The organism is Candidatus Enterococcus willemsii (assembly GCF_009933335.1).
Taxonomy (GTDB): Bacteria; Bacillota; Bacilli; order Lactobacillales; family Enterococcaceae; genus Enterococcus_F; species Enterococcus_F willemsii.
The window spans coordinates 1-26077 of sequence record NZ_MAEL01000052.1 but is presented as its reverse complement, the minus strand read 5'-3'; the positions used below and the strand labels follow the sequence as shown (position 1 = coordinate 26077).

General features: G+C 36.0%; 25 protein-coding genes and 1 pseudogene. 17 read left to right on the top strand and 9 right to left on the bottom strand.

Annotated features, from left to right (window positions below; translation table 11 throughout):
* Positions 1-12 precede the first annotated feature (12 nt).
* A complete protein-coding gene (locus tag BAU17_RS10585) occupies positions 13-1908 on the top strand; it encodes a beta-glucoside-specific PTS transporter subunit IIABC (protein WP_161902794.1) in 1896 nt (631 codons plus the stop codon).
* A gap of 58 nt (positions 1909-1966) precedes the next feature.
* On the opposite strand, the gene BAU17_RS10580 is transcribed toward BAU17_RS10585, so the two are convergent.
* From BAU17_RS10580 to BAU17_RS10565, 4 genes are read right to left on the bottom strand one after another with little or no spacing between them, the layout of a single operon-like run.
* Positions 1967-2596, bottom strand: coding sequence for an ECF transporter S component (locus tag BAU17_RS10580; RefSeq protein ID WP_161902793.1), 630 nt, complete (start codon positions 2594-2596; stop codon positions 1967-1969).
* 12 nt (positions 2597-2608) lie between these two features.
* On the bottom strand, positions 2609-3154 hold the full coding sequence (coaC, locus tag BAU17_RS10575; protein WP_161902792.1) for a phosphopantothenoylcysteine decarboxylase: 546 nt from the start codon (positions 3152-3154) through the stop codon (positions 2609-2611).
* A 29-nt stretch (positions 3155-3183) separates the two neighbouring features.
* Complete coding sequence (locus BAU17_RS10570) at positions 3184-3924, bottom strand: phosphopantothenate--cysteine ligase (RefSeq protein WP_161902791.1); 741 nt, start codon at positions 3922-3924, stop codon at positions 3184-3186.
* A complete protein-coding gene (locus BAU17_RS10565) occupies positions 3925-4917 on the bottom strand; it encodes a YhdH/YhfP family quinone oxidoreductase (protein WP_161902790.1) in 993 nt (330 codons plus the stop codon). It abuts the gene before it with no gap.
* A gap of 300 nt (positions 4918-5217) precedes the next feature.
* Here BAU17_RS10565 and BAU17_RS10560 point away from each other — a divergent pair, with 300 nt between their 5' ends.
* The 11 genes and pseudogenes from BAU17_RS10560 to BAU17_RS10510 all read left to right on the top strand — a co-directional run bounded on the left by BAU17_RS10560 (position 5218) and on the right by BAU17_RS10510 (position 16899).
* The gene (locus BAU17_RS10560) at positions 5218-6303 is read left to right on the top strand and encodes an ABC transporter ATP-binding protein (protein ID WP_161902789.1); all 1086 of its coding nucleotides are present in this window, start codon (positions 5218-5220) and stop codon (positions 6301-6303) included.
* Positions 6304-6313: 10 nt separating this feature from the next.
* Positions 6314-7120, top strand: a complete 807-nt coding sequence (locus tag BAU17_RS10555) for an ABC transporter permease (RefSeq protein ID WP_161902788.1) — start codon at positions 6314-6316, stop codon at positions 7118-7120.
* Positions 7117-7956: an ABC transporter permease gene (locus BAU17_RS10550; RefSeq protein ID WP_161902787.1), complete on the top strand. Its 840-nt coding sequence runs from the start codon at positions 7117-7119 to the stop codon at positions 7954-7956. The genes BAU17_RS10555 and BAU17_RS10550 overlap by 4 nt, the downstream gene beginning before the upstream one ends.
* Positions 7953-9026: an ABC transporter substrate-binding protein gene (locus tag BAU17_RS10545; protein WP_161902786.1), complete on the top strand. Its 1074-nt coding sequence runs from the start codon at positions 7953-7955 to the stop codon at positions 9024-9026. The genes BAU17_RS10550 and BAU17_RS10545 overlap by 4 nt, the downstream gene beginning before the upstream one ends.
* Before the next feature lie 204 nt (positions 9027-9230).
* The gene (locus tag BAU17_RS10540) at positions 9231-10250 is read left to right on the top strand and encodes an acetamidase/formamidase family protein (RefSeq protein ID WP_161902785.1); all 1020 of its coding nucleotides are present in this window, start codon (positions 9231-9233) and stop codon (positions 10248-10250) included.
* A gap of 390 nt (positions 10251-10640) precedes the next feature.
* Positions 10641-12485 (top strand): beta-glucoside-specific PTS transporter subunit IIABC, encoded by a 1845-nt coding sequence (locus BAU17_RS10535; RefSeq protein WP_161902784.1) that lies wholly within the window; start codon positions 10641-10643, stop codon positions 12483-12485.
* Positions 12472-13926, top strand: a pseudogene (locus tag BAU17_RS10530) (glycoside hydrolase family 1 protein). The gene BAU17_RS10535 and the pseudogene BAU17_RS10530 overlap by 14 nt, the downstream one beginning before the upstream one ends.
* A gap of 11 nt (positions 13927-13937) precedes the next feature.
* Positions 13938-14786, top strand: a complete 849-nt coding sequence (locus BAU17_RS10525; RefSeq protein WP_161902783.1) for a PRD domain-containing protein — start codon at positions 13938-13940, stop codon at positions 14784-14786.
* Positions 14787-15010: 224 nt separating this feature from the next.
* Positions 15011-15175 (top strand): VOC family protein, encoded by a 165-nt coding sequence (locus BAU17_RS10520; protein ID WP_202622318.1) that lies wholly within the window; start codon positions 15011-15013, stop codon positions 15173-15175.
* Between the two features lie 230 nt (positions 15176-15405).
* Positions 15406-16218, top strand: a complete 813-nt coding sequence (locus BAU17_RS10515) for a MerR family transcriptional regulator (protein WP_161902782.1) — start codon at positions 15406-15408, stop codon at positions 16216-16218.
* 102 nt (positions 16219-16320) lie between these two features.
* Complete coding sequence (locus BAU17_RS10510) at positions 16321-16899, top strand: GNAT family N-acetyltransferase (protein ID WP_161902781.1); 579 nt, start codon at positions 16321-16323, stop codon at positions 16897-16899.
* Positions 16900-16951: 52 nt separating this feature from the next.
* On the opposite strand, the gene BAU17_RS10505 is transcribed toward BAU17_RS10510, so the two are convergent.
* The gene (locus BAU17_RS10505; RefSeq protein ID WP_161902780.1) at positions 16952-18349 is read right to left on the bottom strand and encodes an MATE family efflux transporter; all 1398 of its coding nucleotides are present in this window, start codon (positions 18347-18349) and stop codon (positions 16952-16954) included.
* Positions 18350-18552: 203 nt separating this feature from the next.
* Here BAU17_RS10505 and BAU17_RS10500 point away from each other — a divergent pair, with 203 nt between their 5' ends.
* A complete protein-coding gene (locus BAU17_RS10500; RefSeq protein WP_161902779.1) occupies positions 18553-19305 on the top strand; it encodes a MerR family transcriptional regulator in 753 nt (250 codons plus the stop codon).
* Between the two features lie 73 nt (positions 19306-19378).
* Here BAU17_RS10500 and ald read toward each other — a convergent pair whose 3' ends face one another.
* The 3 genes from ald to abc-f all read right to left on the bottom strand — a co-directional run bounded on the left by ald (position 19379) and on the right by abc-f (position 23229).
* Positions 19379-20491, bottom strand: coding sequence for an alanine dehydrogenase (ald, locus tag BAU17_RS10495; protein ID WP_161902778.1), 1113 nt, complete (start codon positions 20489-20491; stop codon positions 19379-19381).
* Positions 20492-20580: 89 nt separating this feature from the next.
* Positions 20581-21273: a C39 family peptidase gene (locus tag BAU17_RS10490; protein ID WP_237579119.1), complete on the bottom strand. Its 693-nt coding sequence runs from the start codon at positions 21271-21273 to the stop codon at positions 20581-20583.
* Positions 21274-21300: 27 nt separating this feature from the next.
* A complete protein-coding gene (abc-f, locus tag BAU17_RS10485) occupies positions 21301-23229 on the bottom strand; it encodes a ribosomal protection-like ABC-F family protein (protein WP_161902777.1) in 1929 nt (642 codons plus the stop codon).
* A gap of 212 nt (positions 23230-23441) precedes the next feature.
* Between abc-f and BAU17_RS10480 the strand changes: the two genes are divergently transcribed.
* Positions 23442-24092: a redox-sensing transcriptional repressor Rex gene (locus BAU17_RS10480; RefSeq protein WP_161902776.1), complete on the top strand. Its 651-nt coding sequence runs from the start codon at positions 23442-23444 to the stop codon at positions 24090-24092.
* Positions 24093-24132: 40 nt separating this feature from the next.
* Here BAU17_RS10480 and BAU17_RS10475 read toward each other — a convergent pair whose 3' ends face one another.
* Positions 24133-24471, bottom strand: a complete 339-nt coding sequence (locus tag BAU17_RS10475) for a thioredoxin family protein (RefSeq protein ID WP_161902775.1) — start codon at positions 24469-24471, stop codon at positions 24133-24135.
* Between the two features lie 313 nt (positions 24472-24784).
* On the opposite strand from BAU17_RS10475, the gene BAU17_RS10470 reads away from it, so the two are divergent.
* From BAU17_RS10470 to BAU17_RS10460, 3 genes are read left to right on the top strand one after another with little or no spacing between them, the layout of a single operon-like run.
* The gene (locus BAU17_RS10470) at positions 24785-25051 is read left to right on the top strand and encodes an IreB family regulatory phosphoprotein (RefSeq protein WP_161902774.1); all 267 of its coding nucleotides are present in this window, start codon (positions 24785-24787) and stop codon (positions 25049-25051) included.
* On the top strand, positions 25051-25482 hold the full coding sequence (gene ruvX, locus BAU17_RS10465; RefSeq protein WP_161902773.1) for a Holliday junction resolvase RuvX: 432 nt from the start codon (positions 25051-25053) through the stop codon (positions 25480-25482). Before BAU17_RS10470 ends, ruvX begins: the two co-directional genes overlap by 1 nt.
* A gap of 28 nt (positions 25483-25510) precedes the next feature.
* Positions 25511-25825, top strand: coding sequence for a DUF1292 domain-containing protein (locus BAU17_RS10460; RefSeq protein WP_161902772.1), 315 nt, complete (start codon positions 25511-25513; stop codon positions 25823-25825).
* Positions 25826-26077 lie beyond the last annotated feature (252 nt).

Here is a 26077-nt window from a genome sequence, read left to right as displayed (position 1 = left end):
GAGGAAAACATAATGGGAAAATATGAAGAATTAGCAAAAGACATCGTTAGAGAAGTTGGAGGTAAAGAAAATGTCAATTCTCTAACAAACTGTATTACACGTTTGCGTTTTAAATTAAAAGATGAAAGCAAAGCAAATGATGAAGCTTTAAAAAATATGGATGGCGTAGTAACGGTGATGAAATCTGGTGGACAATACCAAGTGGTTATTGGCAATCATGTACCAGATGTCAGAAAAGATGTTGACGCTGTTTTAGGAACGTTAGAACCAGAAACAGATTCTGGGCCAAAAGGGAATCTTTTTAACCAATTCGTAGACATTATTTCAAGTATATTCCAACCTATTTTGGCACCACTATCTGCAGCCGGTATGTTAAAAGGGCTAGCAGCCATTCTTTCATTTGCATTAGGGTCTGAATTTGCAGCAACTTCTACGTATGCTGTCTTAAATGCAATGGGTGATGGACTATTCCTATTCTTGCCATTCTTTATTGGTTACACAGCGATGCAAAAATTTGGCGGTTCACCGTTCGTCGGAATGATGATTGCCTCAAGTATGATTTACAAAGGATTTATTGATGGTTCGATTGCGGCAACATTTGCAGAAACAGGTGGGTTAAACTTCTTTGGCATTCCGTTTTCTGTACCTGCAGCCGGTTATGGCTCTTCTGTAATGCCAATTATTGCAGCAACTGCATTTGCTGCATTTCTTGAAAAACAATTAAGAAAAATTATTCCGGATGTTGTGAAGCTATTCTTAGTGCCATTCTTTACAGCCTTAATTACAATTCCGTTGACTTTCTTAATTATTGGTCCAGTGATGAACGTTGCTTCAGATGCTTTAGGAGATTTATTGTTAGGTATTCAAAACTTTAGCCCAATTCTTTTTGGTTTAGTTTTAGGTTTCTCTTGGCAAATATTGGTAATGTTTGGCTTGCATTGGGCAATCATTCCATTCGTTATCATTTCATTATCTCAAGGTACACCAACAGCCTTATTATCTCCAAGTGGCAGTGTATCATTTGCGCAAACAGGTGCTGTTTTAGCGATTATGTTAAAAACTAAGAACTTAAAATTAAGAGAATTGTCTATTCCAGCCTTCATCTCAGGAATCTTTGGAGTAACTGAGCCAGCAATTTACGGTATTACTTTACCGAAAAAACGTCCTTTCTGGGTATCATGTATTGTTGGTGGTGTGACAGGAGCAATTGCGATGGCTTTAGGCACACAATCTTATCGTATGGGTGGTTTAGGTATTTTCCGTTATCCGAACTTAATTACGAATGAAGGCGATCCTAAATTTGCTATCTATGCAATGATCTTAGATGCTGCGGCATTGATTGCGGCATTTGCTTTAGTTTGGGTGATTGGATTTAGTGATGATGCACCAACTGCATTGAGTAAAGAAGAAGCAAAAGGATCATTTACAGGTCAGAAAAAAGCGTTAGGTAAACAAGAAGCTTTTGCACCAATTTCAGGAAAAGCGTTACCTCTAAGTGAAGCAAAAGATGCGGCTTTCGCTGAAGGTATCATGGGGAAAGGTATTGTGATTGAACCAACGGTTGGTGAAGTAGTTGCGCCTTTTGATGGCACCGTGTTAACAATTTTCCCTACAAAACATGCGATTGGCTTAGTATCAGATGATGGCTTAGAAGTTTTAATTCACATCGGAATTGATACTGTTCAATTAGAGGGCAAACATTTCGAAAGTTTTGTTGAATCAAATGCTAAAGTGAAAAAAGGCGATAAACTAGTGAACTTTGATATTGCAGCGATTGAAGCGGAAGGCTACAGTACACAAGTACCGATTATCGTTACAAATACACAAGACTATGCTGATGTGATTGGCACCACACAGCCAACGGTTCAATCAGGCGAAGTCTTGATTACCGCAGTAACAACGGCTTAAATAAAATAAAAAAACTTATGACATCACTGTTTAAAACAGAGGTCATAAGTTTTTTTATTTAAATTGGTTCTTTTTTCATCATTCGCAATAAGACGGAAGCTACTGCTGCGGTTGCAATACCTGCGACAATCGCTTCTGGGACTCCTTGAGTGAAAATAACGGTAATAATCGCAGCATAAACGGCATTACCTACTTCACCAATTTGTGCCGCATATTCTTTTTGGAAAAGGAAGTAAATCATGTTCATTACTAAAATAGTATTGGTTAACCCACCAGCAATTCCAGCAATAAAAAGACTTACACTGCGTTTGTTTTTAAAGAACTTTGTACACCATTTGTAAACAAAATAAGGAACGACCCCGATTAAAATCCTAGGAATCAAGGCAATTAATAAAGCTTTCCAGCTGCCGGCACCAGTTGTTCCTAATGGCGAAACAAAGGGTGAGAAGACAAAAGAAAGTGGCGTGATAATGACTGTTGAGCGAATCATACTAATAATGCCAAAACAACCACCTAAAAAGCCCCCAATTTTTGGTCCTAACACAACAGAAGCAATAATAACAGGAATGTGTAGCGTCGTCGCATTGATGATGCCTAATGGAATGAATCCGAGGAAAGGTACACTAGCTAATAAAATTAAGATTGCCAGAAAAAAAGCAGTTAAAACCATCGTAAATGTATTTTTCATTAAAAATCCTCCTTATCCCTCAAGTGTTTGAAGGATTTTTTCTACAATCGTTTCCACGGTTGCTAACGCGCCAGAACCAAAATCCCCACAAGCAAGTAATGATTCCCGAGGCGCTATTTCTTTATACCCAACTTCTTTTAGAATAGCAAGATTTTTTTGTAAAATTGGGTTTAAATACATATTTGTATTCATTGCCGGAGCCACCAATTTTGGCGTATCAAAAGGTAATGCCATAGCAACTGTTGAGACTAAATCATCTGCTAATCCATTTGCTAACTTGCCAATAATATTTGCGCTAGCGGGTGCTACTACGAATACATCAGCTTGTTTAGCAAGTTCAATGTGATTGATTTTGTCAGGATTAATTTCTTTCATTACATCGGTATGAATGGGGCGTTTGGATAATGATTGTAGCGTCAAGGGTGTAATAAATTCTTGACTACTGGCAGTCATCATGACATCCACTTCATAGCCTTTTTTGGTCAACTCATTTGTTAAATCAGCAGCTTTATAGGCCGAAATACTGCCACTGACTGCTAATAAAATCCGTTTTACCATTATGATTCTCCTTTGCGTATTTTTTTCTATTATACGTGCTTTGTCACTGCTTTGACAATTAATTGAGCGATTTGCCCTTTACTTGTTGCTTCCGCTTCTACTTCACCGTTTTGATTCACTAAATAACCATGATGTTGCCCATTATGAATGGAAGTTAAGTCATTTGCCAACACATAGGTTGCTTGGTTTTTTTGTAAGCTTTGATAAGCCACAGAAATCAATTCTTCTTTTGGAACATCCACCAATAATTTAAAACCAATCAGCATCGTTTCTGGTTGACGTTGTTTGATTTGTTGAATCACTTTAGGTGTTTTATTTAAAACCAGATAAAGTTGATCAGTATTAGATGAGATTTTGGTTTCTTTTGCTTGTGTTGATTCAGAAAATAATTGTAAATCTTCTTTGGTTACAGGTTGTTGTCGGACGATTAGTTGATTGATTTTATCTAAGAATTGTTCTTGCGATAAGCTTTGAACAGGAGAAAAATCGCTGACTGCCATACTATGAATAACCGCATCATACGTGTGCTGTTGTAATAAGGAATCGAGCATTTCGGCTAAAGAATGTGTGTCATCAATCGTATAAATTGTCAATTCTTCTTGTGCAGCAGGCTGCAAGGCTTGGGCAGTGGTTACATAGTCCACAGTAATTTCTTGTGTTAAAAAAGCTTCGGCAATTAGACAACCTAATTGGCCGGTTGAATGATTAGTAATGGCACGAACGTCATCGATTTTTTCAGAAGTTCCGCCCGCAGTAATTAAGATTCTCATTTATTTCACTTCCATATTCACTAGTGTACGACCTTGATGTGTGCCTTCTAATAAGGATTCAATTGTTTCATCGAGATCGGTTAATAAAACTTCTTGATAATGTAATTGAGATAAAATTGCCTGATTTTCGGCTAAAAATTGCCAAATCTCTTTGCGTGTGTCCGCATCGATGGCGACAGAATCAATCCCAATCAATTGGATACCTCTTAAAATAAAGGGTAAGACAGTTGTCTTTAATTGAATGCCACCTGCATTCCCACATAACAAAGCACGTCCACCATAACTTATTTGTGGCAATAGGTTACCTAATTGTTCGCCTCCTACGGTATCAATTAAGCCAGCAATTGTCTGCTTACCTAGAGGTTTGATTTTTTCTGGGAAAAATTGTTCTGGTGAAAGCACGCTTGTTGCTCCAAGATGAGTGAGCCAATCGCTAAGTTCTGCTTTGCGAGATAATGCAATAACATTACTGTATCCTAAGGAATGAAGTAAGGCCAAGGAAATACTACCAACACCACCTGAAGCGCCAGTCACAACAATTGGGGCTTCTTTCGCAATATTTGTTTCTTCTAACGAGCGGACTGCCAATGCTGCCGTTACCCCAGCTGTTCCTAAAAGCATCACATCTTTTGTAGAAAAAGCTTCTGGGATAGCCACTAACCAATCAGTAGGAACTTGTTGGTATTGACTAAACCCACCATCAACGCTAACACCTAAACCGTAGCCTGTTACAAGAACTTGTTGTCCGACAGGCCAGTTTTCATCTTTGGATGCGACGATTTCCCCAGCTAAATCAATACCGGGGATTTTTGGATAATCTTGAATTACGCCGCCATTTTTAGTAGCTGCCAAGGCATCTTTGTAGTTAATAGCTGAAAAATGAATACGGATTTCTACATGATTATTTTGTAGTTTTTGATGTTCTTTACGAACAACGCCTCGTGAAAACATATTTCCCGTTTGTGTCACTTCGAATGCTAAAAAGTTGCTCATTTTATTCACTCCTTGTTTTAACAGAAACTTATTTATCACTTAAAGTTTGTGTATTATTTACAAAAAAATATTTAATACTATTATCATATCATAGTTTCTTTTTTGCTGAAAAAAAACTATCTTTTTGAAAGAATATACTTGTGTTTTTGTGTAAAAAAAATTATTCTTATACAGTATGTTTTAAGAAACAAAAAAATGAAGCTATATAATTGTAGTAAACGTGAAATTTTCAACCAAAAACTACGTATAATCATTCCGAAACGAAGACATATAATCAATCAATTTGAGGGGGAAAGAGAAGTGGGAAAACCAATCATTTCATTTAATAATGTGGTGAAGCGGTACGATGATGAGACGATTTTGAAGAGTGTGAATTTCGAGATAGAAGAAGGCAAATTTTATACGCTGCTTGGTCCATCAGGTTGCGGAAAGACAACCATTTTGCGAATTATCGCTGGGTTTTCTGAGGCAACCGAAGGGGATGTCTTCTTTGAAGAACAACGAATCAATGATGTGCCTGCGAATCAACGCCAAGTGAATACTGTCTTTCAAGATTATGCTTTGTTTCCGCATATGAATGTGTTTGAGAATGTTGCTTTTGGTTTGAAAATAAAAAAATTACCAAAAAAAGAAATTGAATTGAAAGTCAAAGATGCTTTAAAACTTGTTCAGTTAGATGGGTATGCCAATCGTGAAATTAGTGAAATGTCTGGCGGACAACGCCAACGTGTGGCGATTGCAAGAGCGATTGTTAATGAACCAAAAGTATTATTACTAGATGAACCTTTATCTGCACTGGATTTAAAATTACGTACAGACATGCAATATGAATTACGTGAATTACAACAACGATTAGGCATTACCTTTATTTTTGTTACGCATGATCAAGAAGAAGCACTAGCAATGAGCGATGAAATCTTTGTAATGAACAAGGGAAAAATTGTGCAAAGTGGGACGCCTGTAGATATTTATGATGAACCAATCAACCATTTTGTTGCTGATTTTGTTGGCGAAAGTAATATTGTCAACGGAACGATGATTGACGATAATTTAGTGGAATTTGTTGGCAAAACATTTGAATGTGTTGATGGTGGCATGCGGAAAAATGAACCAGTCGAAGTGGTTATTCGTCCAGAAGATTTAACTCTCACATCTATGGAAAAAGGGAAACTAAATGTGCGTGTTGATACTCAATTATTCCGTGGCGTGCACTATGAAATTATTTGTTATGATGAACAAGAAAATGAGTGGATGGTTCATTCGACGAAGAAAGCTGTTGAAGGTAGTCAAATTGGCCTTTCATTTGAACCAGAAGACATTCATGTCATGCGCTTCAATGAATCAGAAGAAGATTTCGATGCTCGTTTAGAAAGTTATGAAGAGTAGGGGGGACGAAATGACAAGAATTAGACGCATTTATGCGATTCCTTATTTATTTTGGTTGTTGTTGTTTGTAATTGCACCTGTGCTGTTGATTATTTATCAATCGTTTTTTGATATGGATGGCAACTTTTCTTTTGTCAATTACCAAGCGTATTTTACTTCGGGTAAGTATTTAACGATGACTTTCAATTCAGTTTGGTATGCTTTTTTGATTACTGCAATTACTTTACTCATCAGCTACCCAACTGCATATTTTTTAACCAAATTGAAGCATAAAGATTTGTGGTTATTATTAATTATTTTGCCAACGTGGGTCAATCTATTGTTAAAAGCGTATGCCTTTATTGGTATTTTTGGTATTAATGGCGGGGTCAATCATTTCTTAGAAATCATGGGCATTGGTCCTAAGCAAATTTTGTTTACCGATTTTAGTTTTCTCGTCGTTGCAGCGTATATTGAGCTACCATTCATGATTATGCCAATTTATAATGCACTAGAAGAAATGAATCCTTCGTTAATTAGTGCCAGTCGTGATTTAGGTGCTAATAATTTTGAAACTTTCCGTCGTGTTATTTTTCCTTTATCTTTAAATGGCGTGAAAAGCGGTGTACAAGCTGTCTTTATTCCTTCACTCTCATTATTCATGTTGACTCGTTTAATCGGTGGAAACCGTGTGATTACGTTAGGAACAGCGATTGAACAACATTTCCTAGTCACACAAAACTGGGGCATGGGTTCAACGATTGGTGTGGTCTTAATCATTGCTATGTTTGTCGTCATGCTACTGACTGGTGAGAAGAAGGGAGGCCAAAGAAAATGAAGAAATTTCAATGGTCTCGTCTCTATCTAGCCATTGTTTTTGTACTATTGTATGTGCCTATTTTTTATTTGATTTTTTACTCATTTAACGATGGGGGAACCATGAATCAATTTACTGGTTTTACTTGGGAGAATTATTCTGCTGTCTTTGCTGATTCACGTTTGCTGATTATTGTATTGAATACATTTATGTTAGCCTTTTTATCAGCGTTGATTGCGACAGTGATTGGTACGTTTGGCGCAATGGCGATTTATTATACAAAGAACCGTTCAACACGAAATGCGTTATTAAGTATGAATAATATCTTACTTGTGTCACCGGATGTTATTATTGGGGCAAGCTTTCTGATTTTCTTCACCATGATTGGTGGTTTGTTCCGTAGTTTTAACTTAGGATTTGTGAGTGTCTTATTATCACATATTGCTTTCAGTATCCCTATTGTGGTGCTGATGGTTCTACCAAAGTTAAAAGAAATGAACGATTCAATGGTCGATGCAGCAAGAGATTTAGGTGCGAATACTTTTCAAGTGGTGAAAAATATTATCTTGCCATTTTTGACACCAGGAATTATTGCTGGTTACTTTATGGCATTTACGTATTCATTAGACGATTTTGCGGTAACCTTCTTTGTTACTGGTAATGGATTTAGTACCTTATCAGTTGAAATTTATTCTCGGGCAAGACAAGGAATTAGCTTAGAAATTAATGCTTTAAGCACTTTAGTTTTCTTGTTCTCGATGGTTTTAGTCGTGGGTTATTACTTTATTAGTAAAGAAAATGTTTCTCGCCGTGTACGTAAGAACCGACAAAAAAGCGAGGTGACCGATTTACAATGAAACGATTACAATCATTAATTATTGGTTTAGTCTTCATTATTTTGGTCTTAATTTTTGGTGTCCGTCAATTAGAAAAAGCGACCGGTATGGCTGGTGCACAAGTGCTGAATATCTATAATTGGGGCGATTATATTGATCCAGAATTGTTGACAAAATTTGAAAAAGAATCTGGCTATAAAGTCAATTATGACACATTTGACTCAAATGAGGCTATGCTAACAAAAATTCGCCAAGGTGGCACTTCGTATGACATTGCGATTCCAAGTGAATACATGATTCAAAAAATGATGGATGAAAAACTAGTCAATAAATTAGATCATTCAAAAATCAAAGGTTTAGACAACATTGATCCTCGTTTTTTGGATTTGAGTTTTGATCCGAAAAATCAATATTCTATTCCTTATTTTTGGGGCACATTAGGTATTGTCTATAATGATAAAGTAGTCGACAGTGAGGATATGACTTCATGGGATGACTTATGGCGACCAGAATTGCAGGATAATATTATGTTGATTGATGGTGCTCGTGAAGTGATAGGGCTTGGTTTAAATAGTCTAGGATACTCACTTAACAGCAAAAATCTAACAGAACTAAATGAAGCAGTAGCCAAGCTACGAAAGATGACACCGAATATTAAAGCTATCGTTGCCGATGAAATTAAAATGTATATGGCAAATGAAGAGAGTGCGGTTGCTGTTACCTTTTCTGGTGAAGCAGCTGATATGATGTGGGAAAACGAGCATTTGCACTATGTCATTCCTAAAGAAGGATCCAATCTGTGGTTCGACAACATCGTCATTCCTAAAACAGCAGCCAATCAAGAAGGAGCCTATGAGTTTATTAATTTCATGCTCGAACCAGAAAATGCGGCACAAAATGCGGAATATATTGGTTACTCCACACCAAATAAAAAAGCGTTGGATCTATTACCAGAAGAAATCACATCCGATGAACAATTCTATCCATCTGACGAATTAGTATCTCATTTGGAAGTCTATCAAGACTTAGGACCAGAATATATCGGGATATATAATGACTTGTTCTTGGAATTGAAAATGTATCGGAAATAGTATCAATTTTTTCTCAAAAAAACGGCTTTTTAGCCGTTTTTTTGTTTTATCTTTTCTCTTACTATGGCGAAAGAACTGACTAGAAATTTTTGCAATATTTTTATTCTTTCACTACTCATATTTATAATAACTGTAAAACAAGGTATAATTAAGAAAAGAACCAATGTATACCAATGAAAACAAATAAGAAAGAAGGGATATATCATGACAAAAATTCATACACTTGCTGCTACTGTTAACACGGTTAAATGGGGCTACTACGAGAGTAATTGGGAAAGTCTTTTAACAGTGGAATCGGGGGATATTGTTGAGATTGAGGCATTGAATCACCAATCAGGGGATGCACCAGATTTGTTGTTTGATGATGCGATTCAAGAAATTTATGAAACAATTACGACTCGAATGGGTGATCATTTAATTACTGGACCAATTTTCATAAAAGATGCTGAACCAGGTGATGTGTTAGAAGTGAAAATCTTAGATATGAAACCACGTATGCCTTATGGTTCGAATGTTTTAGCAAATTGGGGCTATTTAGCAGAAGACTTTGATCAAAAAGAATCGATTGTGATTTACCAAGTGGATGAAGAACGTCAAGTAGCGTATCCCTTATTTACTTATGACTATCCACGACCAATTGATGCGCCAGGGTTAGTGACACCTAAAGGTACTGTTGAACGAAAAGCAATTCAAGAACAAGTTGACATTCCTGTCAATTATCATTTTGGCGTGTGTGGTGTCTTACCGAAAGATTCTGGAAAAATTAGTACATTGCATCCAGCAAGATTTGGTGGCAACGTTGATAATAAAAATTTTGTCATAGGTACATCGATGTATTATAATATTGAAGTTCCAGGTGCAGGATTCTACGTTGGCGATAGCCATTTTGCTCAAGGTGATGGTGAATTAAGTGGGACAGCAATCGAGGGCAGTGTCAATGGTCGCGTGCAATTAATTTTGCATAAAAATCTTCAAATTGGTAAAAATCCATTATTGGAATCGTCAACACATTGGGAAACACATGGTTTTGGAAAAACTTTAGATGAAGCCACGCACCAAGCTGCGATGGAAGCAATCGCCTTTCTCGTTAATCATTATGGTCTTTCTCGTGAGCTAGCTTATTCAATCTTAAGTGTGAAAGGCGATTTTCATGTAACTCAAGTAAGTAATGATATTTTAGGTGTTCATTGCCGAATATTAAAATCAATTTTTGCGAAATTATGATGGGGGAATTATTGCGGAGAATAATGTTAGAATTTTTGTTGGATAGTAGGAATGGAGTTAAGTGAAACATTCGTAAATAGATAACGATTTTTGTTGACTGAATAAGAAAGTTATAAGATATAAAATATAGCTATCAAATATATTCAAGCTAGCAACAAACTTAATGAATTAGAATTAATACGGTCTAAAAAATGGGAGAAAATAAGACGTATTGATGCATAAATAAAATTTAAAAAGAAATGTTGACGCTTTCTTAAAAATGATATATACTAAAGCTAACTTAATACAAGGCGTGTTACTACGTAATAGTAGGCATAACCGAATTGAATCATCTCTCTTAGAGGAATGATTCGATTCGGTTTTTTTTGCTTAAAAAATGGAGGGAAAAGAATGGACGAGCGAAATGTAGCAAAAGAAATTTTAAAAAATATAGGTGGAGCGAAAAATGTTTCTCATTTGGAACACTGTTCGACAAGGCTAAGATTTACGTTAGTTGATGATAGTAAGGTAGATGCAGAGGCGATAAAAAGTATTCCAGGCGTACTGGGAATCACGCAAACGGCTCAGACACAAGTGATTATTGGTGGCGCAGTAGTAGAAGTATATCGTGAAGTCGAAAAATTACTTTCAGGAATTGAACTAGATAAAGGTGAAGGATCTAAGAAAAAACAAAAATGGCAAACGATTGTGCTAGACTTTATTATTAGTATTTTTCAACCGTTGATTCCAGCAATAGCTGGCGGCGGAATCTTGAAATCATTGTTGATGTTACTAAACTTATTAGGTTTATTAGACAAGGCAACACCAACATATCAGATTTTAACGTTTGTGGGAGATGCACCATTATATTTTCTACCACTATTAGTAGCTATTACGACAGCAAACAAGCTGAAAGTTAACAGTCTAGTCGCGGTTTCTGCAGTCGGTGCCTTACTTCTTCCCGGTTTGACTACATTAATTACTGAGGGCACAAATTTGGCAGGGATAACGATTCAGAACATCAATTATGCTTACCAAGTCTTTCCAGCAATTTTATGTGTAATCAGCTACTCATTTTTAGAAAAATTCTTTACAAAAATCAGCCCGAAAGTTATTAGAAGTTTCTTTGTTCCGATGATGTCATTACTAATTGTTGTACCATTAACACTATTGTTGCTTGGACCAATTGGATTTACATTTGGGCAAGGTTTTGCAAGTCTAATTATGGCTGTGTTTTCTCGATTTGGCTGGATTGCAGTAGCGTTGTTGGCAGCTTTCTTACCGTTTATGGTAGTAACAGGCATGCATAAAGCGATGATTCCATACGTGATTACGTCTCTGGGAGAAACTGGGAAAGAACTTATTTATAATGCGGCTTCTTTAGCGCATAATATTGCAGAGGCAGGAGCATGCTTTGCTGTAACAATTCGATCAAAAGATAAGGGATTAAAAGCGACAGCTGTGTCTGCGGGGATATCTGCGCTTTTTGGAATTACTGAACCAGCTTTATATGGTGTAACAATTTTACACAGACGTGTTTTATACGGAGTGATGTTTGGTAGTTTGATTGGTGGAGCTACACTAGGACTTTTAAGTGTGGAAGCTTATGTTGCGGTAGGACCAGGAATTGCTAGTCTATCCATGTTTATTTCAGAAACTCTTCCGAGCAACCTTATGTATGCGATAATTGGATTAGTAGTTTCTTTCATAGCTTCTTTTGTCGCAGTAATGATTTTATGGAAGGAACCAGCTAATGACGAAAAAAAAGAGAACATAAAATCAAATGACCTTATTTTTAATGCACCAGTTGAAGGAAAAGTGATTCCGTTATCAAAAGTCAATGATGATGTTTTTGCAAGTAAGATGTTAGGAGATGGTGTAGCAATTATACCAACGAAAGGTGAATTATATGCACCAATTACTGGAACTGTCACAATGATTTATAATACAAAGCATGCACTAGGCATGCAGACAGATGAAGGGATAGAAATTCTCTTCCATATTGGTCTAGAGACTGTCAATTTGTCCGGGCAATATTTTGAAAGTTCTGTTCGAGAAGGGCAAGAGGTTAATCAAGGAGAAGTACTGATTAAGTTTGACCTTGAAGGGATTCAGAAAGCTGGATTTGATCCTACAACTATGATTGTAATTACAGAACCTAAGAATGTGACATTAAATATTGTAGAAGAAGTAAAAGTAACCAAGGAAGAAAAACTATTTATAATTGAAGGGATGGAAGAAGATGCCATTGCGTAATGATTTTTTATGGGGCGGTGCGATTGCCGCAAACCAAGTAGAAGGTGCTTGGAATTTAGATAATAAAGGAATGTCTGTAGCAGATGTAGCAACGTTTAAACCTAATGTGGATGTAAAAGATTACAAAGCACATAATACTGTAACAAGTGAAATGATTGAAAAAGCCAAAAGTGATTCAGAAATTCAATGGTATCCTAAGCGCAGAGGAATTGATTTCTACCATAGGTATAAAGAAGATATTCAGTTATTTGCGGAAATGGGATTTAAAGCATTGAGGATTTCTATTGCATGGACACGTTTATTTCCTACAGGAGAAGAAAGTGAGCCCAATATCTATGGAATCGAGTTTTATAAAAATATTTTTAAAGAATAAAAAAAATATAACATTGAACCAATTGTAACACTCTCTCATTATGAAATGCCTTTGACTTTATCGGAGAAATACAATGGCTGGGTAGACCGAAAATTGATTAATCTTTTCGTTAAATATGCAGAAGTTTGTTTTAAAGAATTCGGTGAATATGTGACATATTGGTTAACGTTTAATGAGATTGACAGTGTAGGGCGTCATCCATTTACTACTGCTGGAATAATTGAAGAACAATGTATCGGATATTCTTTAGAGTATGCAATTTATCAAGCACTTCATCATCAGTATGTAGCAGCTGCTATTGCTACTAAACTGTGCCATGAAATAATTCCAGGAAGTCAAATGGGATGTATGCTTACGAAATTGACAACATATCCGAATACCTGTAAACCAGAAGATGTCTTATTGTCTTTCGAAAGTAATTTAAATAACTACGCACATGCAGATATTCAGATTTTTGGCGAGTATCCAACTTTATATCAACAGCATCTTAAAAACAAAGGCATTAACATTCAAAAAACTGCCGAAGATGACAAAATACTAAAAGAGCACACAGCTGATTATTTAGCTTTTAGCTACTACATGTCTAGAACAGAATCTGCAGACTCTTCTTTGGAACAAACGTCTGGAAATACGATTATGGGCGTAAAAAAACCTTATCTTCCTTCGACTGAATGGGGTTGGCAGATAGATTCTATAGGTTTGAAAATTTCGCTTCTTGAACTTCAAGACCGTTATAATGTTCCATTGATTATTGTAGAAAATGGGATGGGGGCTAAGGATGAAATTACTGAGGATAAACAAATCCACGATAATTATCGAATCAACTATTTGAAGCAGCATATCAAAGAGATGATTGAAGCAGTAGAATTAGGCGTCGATTTGTTTGGGTATACAAGCTGGGCACCGATTGATTCAATCAGTGTTTCTACCTCACAGATGACTAAACGTTATGGCTATATTTATGTAGATCAAGATGATTTAGGTCAAGGAACTTTGAAACGAATGAAGAAAGATTCTTTCTTCTGGTATCAAAAGGTTATTGAAAGCAATGGGCAGAATTTAGACTAGGAGAATGCGGGATGATTATTAGAAAAATACTAAATCCTAATACTATCTTAGCTATAGACGATGAGCAACAGGAATATGTCTTTTTTGGCAAAGGGATTGGCTATAGCCGAAAAATCGGTCAAACTGTTGCTGACGAAGACGTAAACCGTGTATTCATACCTGTGGATAACCGACAAATTCAAGAATATTTACGTTTATTTGACTCGATTCCAGCCGTTTATTTTGATATTACACAGCAAATTATTAAAAAAGCAGAGGAACTATTGAATACGCAGCTGAATACTAGTATTTTCTTTACTTTGAGCGATCATTTAAATTTCTCAATCGAAAGGCATAAGAATGGTCTAAATATCCTTAACCGTGTGTACTGGGAAATTAAAAACTATTATCCTATAGAGTTCTCGGTGGGAGAGTATGCTCTAAAGCTATTAAAAAAAGAGTTAGGAGAGATTCTACCTCCGGAAGAAGCAGCAAATATCGCTTTTCATATCATTAATGCACAAAACGTGGATTCTTCTACTAGCAAAGGCATGGCATATGCAAAACTAGTTGGTGGCATATCAGATATCGTTAAATATGAATTGAAAATCGACTTTGATCGCGAAGATGTGCACTACCAGCGCTTTATTACTCATCTGAAATTTTTTGTTGAACGTTATTTTGAAGGAAAAATGATTACCGAGAATGATTCAGGATTATTTGAACAAATCACACAACTTTATCCAAAAGCTCTAACCATTGCTTTTAATGTTAAAGACTATATCGAAATATTGAACAATACTAAAGTAACAAAAGAAGAAGTAGCTTATTTAACAGTGCATATTAATCGATTGATGAGCAATAAAACAATAGATGAATGATAATTTATAAATAGAGCCAAACTATTGAGATAGTTTGGCTCTATTTTAATTGGAAAGACTTAGTAATATTTAAGAGAATCTACTAGAAAACACAAGCGCTACTCAAGAGTAATTTTGTTGTATCAAGCAGTCTATTAAAACTTTATTTTTATATGTAATAGCGGAAAAGGTTCATAGAAGATGATATTGTTATCTCTAAAGCATAATGAATGATAATCCAATTGATGAAACGTGTTGGAGAGGTTGGAGGAACTATAGTTAAAGAACCACAAACTACTGAATGCGGCGGATATGGAAGATATTTTCAAGACCGTGATGGTTATTATTGGGAGGTCGCTTATGGAGAAAATTGTCAATTCGATGAAAATGATATGCTGATTATTAAATAGTTAATCATTTAGCGTTAGGAATTCATAATGTTGATAAGAAACTTTGAGAAAGACCGATTAAAATGATACAAACTTTCGCCAATTTTATAGGTTATATGTTTCATTTTAGACGTAGTTTATATCTTTGTAAGGGTACAAAAAAGAAGCGACAATACTAAGAATATATAATCACTAGACAAACCACTCCAAAAAACGGTACAGTTGAGATGAATATAAGCGGAGGATAACAAATGACACCTAAATATTTTACGATTAAAGAAATTGCAGCATTGTATGGCATTTCTACTCATACGATTCGTCATTATGAAAAACTTGGTCTAGTGAATCCAAAACGGTTGGAGAACAATTACCGTGTCTTTTCGTTAACTGATATTTACAATTTAAATATTATTCGTGATTTACGGGGCTTAAATGTATCGTTGGAGACGATTCAAGCGTATTTGTCGAAAAGAAATATCGAGGAAACCAATCATATTATTCAAAATAATCGTGTGTTACTGGAAAATGAAATTGCGGAATTAAACAAGAAATTAGCGGGGTTAGACATGCGGGCTGAGATTTTAGCGCAGTTAGCAAAAGAACGACAATTTGTGCAACAAATGCGTATCAAAACACTTCCTGAACGACAAGCATTTCAACGGGAAGTCAATTTTGATGGAGAAGCTAGTTTTGAAACTGAGTTGTTGCAATTGTATGGGGAATTATTGGATATCAAAAATTTCTATGACTACCATTATGTAGGTGGTGTGGCTCATTATACCCCGCAGATGGGCTTGTCCTACGAATCGGTTTTTGTTTTAGATAATCAACAGCATGTGGGATTTAATCAGTTTTCGTTGCCTGCAGGAGAGTATGCGAGCTATTTATATGAAGGAACCTATCATTATTCAACAAAACATGTGGAAACTCTTTTAACCGCAATTACGCAAGCTGGTTATGAAGTATGTTCGCCAATTTATGAATTTTACTTACTTGATTTTCATGAAACGAACCAACCGAGTGAATATTTAACAGAATTACAAATTCAAGTGAAAAAAGCTTGACCTTAGAATTGTTCTAACCTTTATAGTAGAGTCTAGATTTAAGCTATTAGGTACATGATAAAACCTAAAAAGCTAAAAATTTAGAATAAGCGAGGAACAAATATGTTAACATTTAAAAAAATTATGCCGGATTCTTCGGAAGTTTCGGCATTCAATCAGTTGTATGAGAAATCTTTCCCTGCGGAAGAACGCGTACCTTTCAAATACTTATTGAATAAAATCAAACAAAACAAGGGAAATTTACTAGGTCTATACGATAAAGAGAAGATTGTGGGTATGATGTATTATATAGAACGAGCAGATTTGGTGTATTTATTCTACTTTGCGATTGACGATGCTATTCAGTCTCGTGGGTATGGTAAAGAAGCATTGAAATTTTTTACAAATCAATTCAAAGATAAAAAAATTGCTTTGGTGATTGAAGAATTGAATGAACAAGCGACAAATATTGAGCAGCGTTATCGTCGATTACGTTTTTATGAACGCCAAGGATTTTGTCAAACGGGTGAAGAGATCACTGAGATGGGGGAAACGTATGCCTTGATGCGATTTAAAAATAATCATCCAATTAAAAAAGAGTATGTTCATTTAATGCAATATTTTTGGTCATTACCGATTTATTATTTCTTTGAAGGCTATAATAAAGTCTTGTTGTGGCGTAAGAAATCTTTGGTACAATAGTCATGAGAAAAACTGAGACATCTGTATTCTATATACAGATGTCTCGTTTTTTTTATGTTTCTGTTGCTTCATTTTCAACCACAATATTTTCCAACCAAGCGCTTGATCTCACTAAAAAATAGCCAATGATACTCTTGATTATCTCAACAAACTGACAAATAAAGTAGACAGTTACGATTGGTAATTGCGTGTGTGTACTTAGGAAGAAAGCCAGTGGTAAAATAATCACCCAAATAAAGACACTATCGAATAAGAATGTAATCATTGTTTTTCCACCTGAGCGTAGGACAAAATAGCTGGCGTGATTAAACGCGTAAATTGGCATACAGATGGCAGCAACACGAATAAAGCTACTTGCCAATGTTTTGACTTCTTCTGACGTATTGTAAATACTTGGGAACATTGGTGCGATAGCAAACATTAGCACACCAATCACAAAACAGCTTGCAACGGAAAAGAAAATAATTTTACGCGCACTGTCTTTGGCTTCCGCCATTTTATTCGCTCCCAATAGTTGCCCAACAATAACGGCAGTTGCACCACCTAAAGCTAAGAATAAAATGTTAAAAATATTTGAAATCGTTGATGCGATGTTGATTCCGGCAATCACGGTTAACCCGCGAACAGAATAGGCTTGTAGAATAATCGTCATGCCACTTGCCCAAAGAATTTCGTTGGCCATTAAAGGTGCACCCGTTTTTATAATTTGTAAAACGAGTTTTTTTGGTAATCGCCATTGACGAAAAGCCCCGATGACAAAAGGATTTTCAGTGTTATGTCGATGAACCCAATAAACAATGATGAAACATTCGACAAAACGAGCAATCACTGTAGCAATTGCTGCCCCTCTTACACCTAAGACTGGTGCGCCAAAATGACCAAAAATTAGTAAATAATTTAATACGGTGTTGGTCACGACCCCAATACTGCTGGCAAACATTGGAACAACGGTTTTTCCCATTTCTCGAATAGTACTAGCATAGACTTGAGAAATAGCGAATGGAAATAAACCTAGAATCATAATTGTCAAAAATTCTTGCCCTGATTGTAACGCTAATTGAAGATTTTCGCCTGTATTCCCAGAATGAAGATAAAGTGCAATCAAGGAATCTTTGAAGAAAAAAAGTAATGCAGCTGAAGCGATGGTTGCCACAAGACAGGCAATGATTTTGAATTGAAAGGCATGACGCATCCCTACAAAATCTCGCTTCCCATAAAATTGTGTTCCGAAAATACTGGCACCAGATACAATGCCAAAAATACTTAAATTAAAGACGAATATCAATTGATTGACAATAGCAACACCAGACATTTGTTCTGTGCCGACTTGTCCAATCATAATATTATCTAAAAAGCTGACTAAATTGGTGACACCGTTTTGAATCATCATGGGAACGGCAATTGTCAGTACCATCCGATAGAATGTTTTATCCCCTATAAACTTTTTCATGAAACCCTCCTAAATAACTAATACCGCTTCTGATTGTACACGAAATCTTTCACGATACAAGTAGTATTTTCATAGAAGGAACTCTTTTTTTCAAAAAATAAAAATTAATTGATTTTTACGCTTGACCTTTCCGTTACGTAAAGGTTTATGATATGTTTGTCAGGAAGTTACTTGATAAAAAAAGCGGAAGAGCAGGTGTCAAAATGGAATATACAATTAAAAAAATCGCACAGTTATCAGGAGTGAGCGCGCGTACGCTTCGATATTATGATGAGATTGATTTACTAAAACCTTCCCGAGTAAATTCTTCAAATTATCGGATTTACGGACAAAAAGAAGTCGATCGTCTGCAGCAAATCTTATTTTACCGTGAATTAGATATGAAATTAGAAGAAATCAAGGAAATACTAGACAATCCTGACTTTAATGTAGAACAGGCGTTGAGGAGTCATCAAAAACAATTGCTCGAAAGACGAAATGAAATTGACCGACTATTAACGACTGTTCAGCAAACAATGAAACACTATAAAGGAGAGAGAATCATGTCAGATAAAGAAAAATTTGAAGCATTTAAGCAACAAAAAGTAGCGGAAAACGAAAGTCAATATGGAACAGAAATTAGAGAAAAATATGGGGAGAAAACAGTTGAAGCATCAAATGATAAATATTTGAATTTAACCGAACAAGAAATGGCGGAGATGCAAGCAACAGAACAACAATTATTCGAAAAAATCGATGTATATTTGCAAGATCCTAATTTAGAAAGTGATGTTGCCAAAGAAATTTATGAATTACACAAAAAATGGTTGAGTTATACATGGCCAACGTATTCACCAGAAGCGCATAAAGGATTAGGATTGATGTATGTCGGTGATGAACGATTTACAGCGTACTACGATGAAAAATATACAGGTGCAGCCCAAGCATTAAATGATGCGATTCAATATTATGCATAAAATAAAAAAACAGTGAGGAAAATCGGTACATTGACTTTCCTCACTGTTTTTTATAATAAACCTAGTCTTTTCATTAAATTAAATCATTCAATTGAGTAAAAGGTAAATCCAAATCAGCAGCAATTGCCGAATGAACGAGATGTCCTTGATAAGTGTTCACGCCGCTTGCGATGGCAGAATCTTCTTTAATTAATTGTTCTAATGGTGTGTCAGCTAATTTTTTAGCAAATGCAAGGGTAGCATTACTCAAGGCGAAGGTTGCTGTTTGTGCAACGGCACCGGGCATATTGGCTACGGCGTAATGAATCACACCTTCTTCGACATATGTTGGATTATCATGCGTAGTGGTTTTTGCACCTGTTTCGAAGATACCGCCTTGATCAATCGCAATATCAACGATGACTGAATGATCCGGCATGTCTTGGACCATTTGTCTAGTGACAAGAGTTGGTGCTTTACGTCCAGGAATGAGTACGGCACCAATGACTAAATCAGCAGTTTGTAATTGTTCATGAATATTGAAAGAGTTAGACAGTAGCGTTTGTACTTTTCCATTAAACTGTGCATCCAATTCTTTCAAACGTTGAATGTTGACATCTAAGATAGTAACATTTGCGCCTAAACCATGTGCGATTTGCGCGGCATTAGTTCCGGCAACACCACCACCGATAACGACTACATTTCCTTTACGTACACCAGGAACCCCAGCTAACAAGATACCTTTGCCACCTTTTGGACTTTCTAAAAATTCGGCACCAATTTGTGCAGCCATTCGCCCAGCAATTTCACTCATTGGTGCTAAAAGAGGTAATGAACCATTCGGGAGTTGCACGTTTTCATAAGCTACGGTATTGACTTTTGCGGCTAAAAGAGCTTGCGCAACAGGTTTATTGGCTGCTAAATGTAAATAAGTGAACAATAGTAAATCTTCACGGAAATAAGTATATTCTGATTCTAAAGGTTCTTTGACTTTGATGACCATATCAGCAGCCCACACTTCGGCAGCATTACTTACAATTGTAGCACCAACTTCACGATAGGCATCGTCGGTAATTGCTGAACCGACCCCAGCATTTGTTTCAACTAGGACAATATGACCAGCTTGCGTTAACTCATATACACCAGCTGGAGGGAGTGCGACACGATTTTCATTATTCTTGATTTCTTTTGGAATACCAATTTTCATTTGAAATCACTCCAATTCTATTTTTTCTTTTAGTATAAACTAAAATGGGATTGATTACTACTTCACATGTTCAATAAAAGAGCTGTCTTTTACAAAACAGCCCAATAATTTTGAATCTTATCTGTTAGATCTTTTGGTGCAAAATCAATTGTATAAATTTCTCTTTCGGGCGAATCAAGTGGATCTAACACACGAATTGTTTGGTCATCAGTTTGGAATAACACGATAAAATGTTCAGAATCAATAAATGTTCCTGGTTTGAATGAAACAATAATTGGTTGGTGATTAGCTAAAAGTGTTTGTGCTTTATCAAAATTATTCCCTAAGCTGGTAACAGGTGTCCCAAAAGACTCACTGGCTTCTTCAAAGAACTTCCATTTCAAAGAACCGTCAGCTGTGAAGTAATCACCAAATGTCAGTGCATATAAATCATCATAGACATATTCAGTAGCATCATAGTAGGACAACAGCATTGCTAGGGAAGCAAAACCACTGCCATTTTCTGCTAGAGTATACGTATAAGAGTCGTCTACATATTCCTCTTGCCAACGCTCATCGGTTTGTAGAAATAAAGGAATATCTATCCCTTTGCCACGTAATTGTTCGGTTGCTCGGTAAGCAAATTCACTTTGTGGCCCTTCTTCTGCGTAGAGAGTTGTTTCTTCATACATACTATCATAATTATTAGTTGCCCTATTTTGAATCATAAATCCAACGAAACTTGTAAGAATCAATCCGCTACCTAAAAGAATAAGTAACCAATTTTTTTGTTGCTTTTTCAACCCGATCGCTCCTAACACGTCCTAAATTTATGCTTGTTCTTCTAATTCTAAACTTAACGCTTCCCAATCCTCCATTAAAGCTTCTTGTTTTTGTTGTGCTATTTCAATTGTTTGATTCCATTCATTTAACTGTACATGATCATTCAAAATAGCTGGATCGGTCATTTTAAGTTGTGCTGCTTCAATCTCTTCTTCCAAAGTAGCCAACCCTTCTTCGATTTTTTCAATTTTTCGTTGCAGACTGCGAACAATTTTTTGTTGTTCTTTGCTTTGCTGGAAGTTCTTTTTACCTGTCGAAACGGGGATGATTTCTTCTTTTTCCTCTAATAAAGCAGCAATTTCTAGTTCTTCTTGTTTTTTCTCCAAGTAGTAATCATAGTCGCCTAAATACAACTTGCTACCAGTTTCGGATAATTCAATAATTTTCGTGGCAATCCGATTGATAAAGTAGCGGTCGTGCGAAACAAAGAAGAGCGTGCCTTCGTAATCAATTAGAGCATTTTCTAAGACTTCTTTATTATCGATATCCAAATGGTTAGTTGGCTCATCAAGAATTAAAAAGTTCTCTTTATTCATGGCAAGTTTAGCTAAAGCAACGCGGGCTTTTTCGCCACCACTTAATAAGGTGATTGGTTTTTCAACATCTTCGCCAGAAAATAAGAAACCACCTAATGCGGAACGAATCTCTACTTCTGGTGTTGTTGGATGCTCATCCCAAAGTTCTTTTAAAATAGTTTTATTGCCATGTAAATTTGTTTGTCCTTGGTCATAGTAACTGACAGATACATTCGTTCCAAAATGTGCAGTTCCTTGGACAAAAGGAATCTCGCCAATAATTGATTTTAATAAAGTAGATTTGCCGATTCCGTTAGGACCAACAAGGGCAATTGCATCTTTGCGACGAATATCTAATTGAATCGGAGCAGATAACACTTTATCGGTATAACCAATAGCAGCATCTTCCACTTGTAGCACAACGTTACCAGAAGGTTTTTCGATAGCGAATAAAAAGTGCGCTGATTTTTCATCTCCTTGTGGCCGATCCATACGTTCCATTTTTTCTAGTTGCTTGCGTCGACTCTGGGCACGTTTGGTTGTGGAGGCTCGCACCAAGTTCCGAGCAACAAAGTCTTCTAATTTGTTGATTTCTGTTTGTTGTTTTTCATAGGCTTTCCAATCACTGGCTAATTGTTCTGCTTTTAAGTCAAGGTAGCGACTATAATTTCCTTTATAATGACGCATTTTTTGGCGACTAATTTCATAGACTTCGGTTACCACTTTATCTAAAAAGTAGCGGTCATGAGAGACGATTAGTAATGCACCTGAATAACCTTGCAAATAATTTTCTAACCATGCTAAAGTTTCAATGTCTAGGTGGTTAGTCGGCTCATCCAGAATCAAAATATCAGGATTTTGCAATAACATTTTAGCAAGAGCTAAACGAGTCCGTTGTCCACCAGAAAGGGTATCAATGGTTTGTCCATAGAAGGTTTCATCAAATTTAAACCCATGTAAGACTGAGCGAATCTCATTTTCATAACCGTAGCCATTTTTTTCTGAGAACTCATGTTGTAAGTGGTCATATTCTTTTAAAATGGCTTCATAATTACTAGTGGTTGGATTAGTTTCACTAATTGCAACTTCTAAGTGACGCATGCGTTCTTCCATTTGTCGAATGGTTGCAAAAGCACCAAGCATTTCTTCCCAGACGGTTGCGTTTGAATGTAGACCAGTATCTTGTGCTAAGTACCCTAAAGTAGCCGTTTTATTTTTAGAAATAGTGCCGGCATCAGGTGCTTCTAAACCAGCAATAATTTTTAATAGTGTGGATTTCCCTGCACCGTTTCGTCCAACAAGACCAATCCGTGCACGCGTGCTAATTTCTAAATGGATATTTTCAAAAAGAACCTCTGCTCCAAACAAGCGAGCAATTTGGTTTGCTTGTAGTAAAATCATAATTTTTCACGTCTTTCAAATTTGTATAATATACGAGTTTATTGTTAGTCTATCACATTTAAGAGGAGTTAGCGAGATGCTCAAAACCGCGATTTGTCGAAAATTTGTGAAAAAAAGAAGATCTGTGAGCAATCAAATTGCTTTTTTCTAAATATTTTTGATATGATACTCGTTGTAAAAGTGAATTTTTCACAATCGGAGGTTTAAATACAGTGAAAGAAAATCAAATACCAAAAGCAACAGCAAAACGTTTACCCTTATATTATCGCTATTTGCGAATTTTAAATAATGCGGGCAAGAAGAAAGTTTCATCAACTGAACTTAGTGAAGCTGTCCAAGTGGATAGTGCAACGATTCGTCGTGATTTTTCTTATTTCGGTGAATTAGGAAAACGAGGTTACGGTTATGATGTCAATGATTTAATGCAATTTTTTGCGAAAACATTGAATGACGATCAAATGACAAATGTCGCATTGATTGGGGTCGGTAATTTAGGAAGTGCGCTATTAAAATACAAATTCCATCAAAGCAATAGCATCCGTGTAAGTGCAGCATTTGATGTCAATCCTGAGATTGTTGGACGTATCGTGGATGGCATTCCAGTCTATCCAATGAGCGATATGAAAGAACAAATTGCGATTCAACAAATTGATATTGCGATTTTAACTGTTCCTGCACAACGCTCACAAGATGTTGTGAACGAATTAGTGGCTGCCGGCATTAAAGGAATCTTGAATTTCACGCCTGCACGAATTACTGCGCCAAATGGGGTTTTAGTTCAAAACGTTGATTTAACTAATGAATTGCAAACATTGATTTACTTCTTACATTCTGGTGCAGAAGCAGCTGATTTAGAAGAATAAAAAAACGTCCCAATCATTTTTGAAGATGATGGGACGTTTTTTAGTTGAATAAATCTTGATAAGTAACCGATAGATTCATAGACTGATAACTTTGGACGAATTTTACTAGTTTGGGAATATCAATAAATCGTGCTTGTCGATGAACTTCTTTGCCTTCAAAAAATAATAAAACGACGGGGGCAGTTAAGGCTTGATAGGCGCTAGCAACTTCAGGGTATACATGTGCATCTAAGACAAACATGGGCAAGTCTGTTAGAGCATGTTCGATTTTTGGCTTGATAGCATGACAAACACTGCATGTAGGTGTAGAAATATAAAGTAAGACGAGTGGATGCATCGTTAATTCGTTTTGAAATTGTGTAAATGTTGTAGATTGCATACATAAAACCTCCTTTTATGATTACTTTAAGCGAAAAACAAGTTTTTCGTCAATTAATAATGATTTAAGTAATAAAGTAACGTTTTTGCGTATTTTAATGAGATGAAAATGTTTTTTTCTTAGTAGATTGATTGGTAAACTTGAAACATTTTTTAGCAGTGCTTAAAAAACTAGCAGGAATTTCACAATTTTATCATAAAAATAGGGTATACTAAAATTAATCATAAAGTATTTGTTTGTAGTTTCTGAGGATGTTTAGTACAATGGACTCGGAGAGCATACAAACTTAAATGAAGAAAGAGGTGTCGTATTAATGGGTTTTACAGATGAAACAGTCCGTTTTGATTTTGATGACAGTCGCAAAAAAGAAGTAAGTGAAACACTAGCAATCGTCTATCGTGCGCTTGAAGAAAAAGGGTACAACCCAATTAATCAAATTGTTGGTTATTTACTTTCTGGAGACCCGGCTTACATCCCTCGTTATCGTGAGGCACGTAATCTGATTCGCCGCCATGAACGAGATGAAATTTTGGAAGTATTAATCCGTTTCTATCTAGAAAATCATGGAGTTAACTTGTAATGAGAATTATGGGTTTAGACGTCGGATCACGAACGGTTGGCGTTGCAGTCAGTGATCCGATGGGCTGGACAGCACAAGGCGTAGAAATTATTCGTATTAATGAAGATGAAGGTAAATTCGGCTTTGACCGTTTGAAAGAACTTATCGATGAGTACGAAGTAGAACGCTTTGTTGTTGGACTTCCGAAAAATATGAATAATTCAATTGGACCAAGAGCAGAAGCATCCTTAGCTTATGGTAAACAATTGGAGGAACTGTACCACTTACCTGTCGATTATCAAGATGAGCGATTGACAACGGTGCAAGCAGAGCGAATGTTAGTTGAACAAGCGAATACATCGCGCGCCAAACGTAAAAAAGTCATTGATAAGCTAGCAGCAGTAATGATTTTACAAAATTATTTAGATGGTGCAGGAAAAAAGTTATTTTAACTTAAAATGCAAGAAAAGAGGAAATAAAATGTCAGAACACACACATGATCACAATCATGACCATAACCATGAAGGTCACGAACATATTACTTTGGTAGATGACCAAGGAAATGAAACACTTTACGAAATTTTATTAACAATTGACGGGCAAGAAGAATTTGGCCGCAATTACGTTTTATTATATCCTGCTGGCGTGCCAGAAGATGAAGAAGTAGAATTACAAGCTTATGCGTATATCGAAAATGAAGATGGCACAGAAGGTAATTTAGAACAAATTGAAACAGACAAAGAATGGGACATGATTGAAGAAGTGTTCAATACATTTATGGCTGAAGAAGAATAGACTTAACGTAATGTAGCAACCTTAGCAGACTAAGGTTGCTCTTTTTTTGTAATAAACGAAAGAATAATAGATAAAAAAGCCAACTCTTGTTTTTTGGGAGTTGGTTTTTTGCTGGGAATTAAAATAATATGATTAGAAGCGATGCTATTATTTCTTTTTTAGAAAATAGAATAGTGTAGTTATTTTTAAGCATAACGGTTAAAAAAAATAGATTTATGCATTCACTTGTTCTAAAAATGATTCATTTATCGC

Bases quoted from the DNA above. Each gene is read 5' to 3' on its own strand.
- BAU17_RS10515 (WP_161902782.1), top strand. From the start codon at position 15,406: ATGACACCTAAATATTTTACGATTAAAGAAATTGCAGCATTGTATGGC.
- BAU17_RS10510 (WP_161902781.1), top strand. From the start codon at position 16,321: ATGTTAACATTTAAAAAAATTATGCCGGATTCTTCGGAAGTTTCGGCA.
- ald (WP_161902778.1), bottom strand. From the start codon at position 20,491: ATGAAAATTGGTATTCCAAAAGAAATCAAGAATAATGAAAATCGTGTC.
- BAU17_RS10500 (WP_161902779.1), top strand. From the start codon at position 18,553: ATGGAATATACAATTAAAAAAATCGCACAGTTATCAGGAGTGAGCGCG.
- BAU17_RS10505 (WP_161902780.1), bottom strand. From the start codon at position 18,349: ATGAAAAAGTTTATAGGGGATAAAACATTCTATCGGATGGTACTGACA.
- BAU17_RS10535 (WP_161902784.1), top strand. From the start codon at position 10,641: ATGGACGAGCGAAATGTAGCAAAAGAAATTTTAAAAAATATAGGTGGA.
- BAU17_RS10550 (WP_161902787.1), top strand. From the start codon at position 7,117: ATGAAGAAATTTCAATGGTCTCGTCTCTATCTAGCCATTGTTTTTGTA.
- BAU17_RS10585 (WP_161902794.1), top strand. From the start codon at position 13: ATGGGAAAATATGAAGAATTAGCAAAAGACATCGTTAGAGAAGTTGGA.
- BAU17_RS10540 (WP_161902785.1), top strand. From the start codon at position 9,231: ATGACAAAAATTCATACACTTGCTGCTACTGTTAACACGGTTAAATGG.
- BAU17_RS10545 (WP_161902786.1), top strand. From the start codon at position 7,953: ATGAAACGATTACAATCATTAATTATTGGTTTAGTCTTCATTATTTTG.
- abc-f (WP_161902777.1), bottom strand. From the start codon at position 23,229: ATGATTTTACTACAAGCAAACCAAATTGCTCGCTTGTTTGGAGCAGAG.
- BAU17_RS10470 (WP_161902774.1), top strand. From the start codon at position 24,785: ATGGGTTTTACAGATGAAACAGTCCGTTTTGATTTTGATGACAGTCGC.
- ruvX (WP_161902773.1), top strand. From the start codon at position 25,051: ATGAGAATTATGGGTTTAGACGTCGGATCACGAACGGTTGGCGTTGCA.
- BAU17_RS10520 (WP_202622318.1), top strand. From the start codon at position 15,011: ATGAAACGTGTTGGAGAGGTTGGAGGAACTATAGTTAAAGAACCACAA.
- BAU17_RS10565 (WP_161902790.1), bottom strand. From the start codon at position 4,917: ATGAGCAACTTTTTAGCATTCGAAGTGACACAAACGGGAAATATGTTT.
- BAU17_RS10570 (WP_161902791.1), bottom strand. From the start codon at position 3,924: ATGAGAATCTTAATTACTGCGGGCGGAACTTCTGAAAAAATCGATGAC.
- coaC (WP_161902792.1), bottom strand. From the start codon at position 3,154: ATGGTAAAACGGATTTTATTAGCAGTCAGTGGCAGTATTTCGGCCTAT.
- BAU17_RS10555 (WP_161902788.1), top strand. From the start codon at position 6,314: ATGACAAGAATTAGACGCATTTATGCGATTCCTTATTTATTTTGGTTG.
- BAU17_RS10525 (WP_161902783.1), top strand. From the start codon at position 13,938: ATGATTATTAGAAAAATACTAAATCCTAATACTATCTTAGCTATAGAC.
- BAU17_RS10580 (WP_161902793.1), bottom strand. From the start codon at position 2,596: ATGAAAAATACATTTACGATGGTTTTAACTGCTTTTTTTCTGGCAATC.
- BAU17_RS10475 (WP_161902775.1), bottom strand. From the start codon at position 24,471: ATGCAATCTACAACATTTACACAATTTCAAAACGAATTAACGATGCAT.
- BAU17_RS10460 (WP_161902772.1), top strand. From the start codon at position 25,511: ATGTCAGAACACACACATGATCACAATCATGACCATAACCATGAAGGT.